Origin of the sequence: Myceligenerans crystallogenes (assembly GCF_039529775.1) — a bacterium.
In the GTDB taxonomy this organism is placed as follows: Bacteria; Actinomycetota; Actinomycetes; order Actinomycetales; family Cellulomonadaceae; genus Myceligenerans; species Myceligenerans crystallogenes.
The window spans coordinates 1-2,400 of record NZ_BAAANL010000016.1; the positions used below are offsets into that span (position 1 = coordinate 1).

Sequence of the window (2,400 nt, forward strand, 5' to 3'; positions counted from 1 at the left end):
CAACTAGGACAAAAACCACGGCGGAGGGGTCAATTCCAATCCGTCGCCAGGGGGTCAGTTCTAACCCGTCGTTGACACCGTCTCGTTGATCCGCAGCCCAAGCCGACGCCACAACGACGCCGCGAAATAATCCCTCGCCGCCGGCAGATACTTCCGAGCCTGACCGACCGACGTGCGCCACCCCGCGAACAGCTCGTCGACCTCGACTTCCGACGGCGGAACCCGCACCTTACCCAGCGACGCCCCGGACTGCCGGTTGAACTCGTCGACCGGCTGCTCGACCACGACCCCGGTCAGCCGATGGATCTGCCCCTGATAACGCCCGATGACGAACTCGTAGAACCGGGCCAGGACCCCCGCCTTGCCCGCACGCGTGGACACGCTCAACCCGCGCCTGCGCTGCTCGGCCAGAAACCGATCAGCGTCCTGACACGACGCCGCCCACAACGGAACCGTCAACGACCGAGCGAACTCCACCACGATCGACCGCGACGACGCCACGTGCTGATCACTCAACCCGGCCGCGCTCATCGCCAACGCATGCTGATCCACGATCTCCTGCTCGAAGTCCTCAACATCCTGCGCCGAGCGCAGCGCCTCGTCCCCGCCGCTACCACCACGCAGTGCGACCAGCGTCACAGACCACTCGGTTCAACCACGTCGACCATCCGTCGATCCTACTGGCGAACCGTCACTCCCGCTGACCAACAATCAAATCCACGACCCCACGCCTACAGCCGCGGGAACGCACCGCCCCCCAGCCAACCAGCACTCCGACGCCCGATCGAACCTGAGCGCCTGGAGATTAAAGTCTAGACGTCCCCGTGTCCTGGAGATCTCCCCCATAACTTCAGTACTAATGGTACCTGTACATCCGCGAACTGGGGCTAGGAGATACCGGTTGATGTGTGAAATTGATCGGAGGATTCGAAAAATAGTTGAATCAGCCGTTTGCTTCCGAGACCCAGCCCGATCGACCTTGCGGTCGTGCATCCGAGGCGGAACTCGTTCAAGCGCTCGAACAGCACGCTCAAGGCCTATAGGCTCGCGCCTCCGCGACTATTGCAAGCATGTCGGGGGTTGGGTCGTCGGCGAACCGGTGGACGACGTCGTCGCAGACCGCGATCGCCTCGTCATGGCGGTCCTGCTGTCCCAGGGCAATGCCCTTGTTGACGAGCGCGGTGGCCACTTGGGTGCGGGTGTCGGGGGTCGGGTCGTCGGCGAACCGGCGGACGACGTCGTCGCAGACCGCGATCGCCTCGTCTAGCCGGCCCAACCGGCCCAGGGCGACGCCCTTGCCAAGAAGCGCGGTGGCCACTTGGGTGCGGGTGTCGGGGGTCGGGTCGTCGGCGAACCGGTGGACGACGTCGTCGTAGACCGCGATCGCCTCGTCATGGCGGTCCTGCTGTCCCAGGGCGATGCCCTTGACAAGAAGCGCGGTGGCCACTTGGGTGCGGGTGTCGGGGGTCGGGTCGTCGGCGAACCGGCGGACGACGTCGTCGCAGACCGCGACCGCCTCGTCTAGCCGGCCCAACCGGCCCAGGGCGATGCCCTTGTTGACGAGTGCGGTGGCCACTCGGGTGCGGATGTCGGGGGTCGGGTCGTCGGCGAACCGGTCGACGACGTCACCGTAGAGCGCGATCGCCTCGTCATGGCGGTCCTGCTCTCCCAGGATGACGCCCTTGTTGACGAGCGCGTTGGCCACTCGGGTGCGGATGTCGGGGGTCGGGTCGTCGGCGAACCGGTCGACGACGTCACCGTAGACCGCCGTCGCCTCGTCTGGCCGGTCCAGTTGTCCCAGGGCGATGCCCTTGTTGACGAGTGCGGTGGCCACTCGGGTGCGGATGTCGGGGGTCGGGTCGTCGGCGAACCGGTCGACGACGTCACCGTAGAGCGCGATCGCCTCGTCATGGCGGTCCTGCTCTCCCAGGGTGATGCCCTTGTTGACGAGCGCCTTGGCCACTTCGGTGCGGATGTCGGGGGTCGGGTCGTCGGCGAACCGGTCGACGACGTCGCCGTAGACCGCCGTCGCCTCGTCTGGCCGATCCTGCTGTCCCAGGGCGATGCCCTTGTTGACGAGTGCGGTGGCCACTCGGGTGCGGATGTCGGGGGTCGGGTCGTCGGCGAACCGGTGGACGACGTCACCGTAGAGCGCGATCGCCTCGTCATGGCGGTCCTGCTCTCCCAGGATGACGCCCTTGTTGACGAGCGCGTTGGCCACTCGGGTGCGGATGTCGGGGGTCGGGTCGTCGGCGAACCGGTCGACGACGTCACCGTAGACCGCCGTCGCCTCGTCTGGCCGATCCTGCTGTCCCAGGGCGATGCCCTTGTTGACGAGTGCGGTGGCCACTCGGGTGCGGATGTCGGGGGTCGGGTCGTCGGCGAACCGGTGGACGACGT

General features: G+C 66.6%; 2 protein-coding genes. Both read right to left on the reverse strand.

Features of this window, described 5'->3' with window-relative positions; genetic code table 11:
• Nucleotides 1–60: 60 nt before the first annotated feature.
• Complete coding sequence (locus ABD208_RS20340) at nt 61–639, reverse strand: hypothetical protein (protein WP_344106631.1); 579 nt, start codon at nt 637–639, stop codon at nt 61–63.
• Nucleotides 640–1,030: 391 nt separating this feature from the next.
• On the reverse strand, nt 1,031–2,400 hold a 1,370-nt coding region (locus tag ABD208_RS20345), incomplete at its 5' end, for a tetratricopeptide repeat protein (protein ID WP_344106633.1).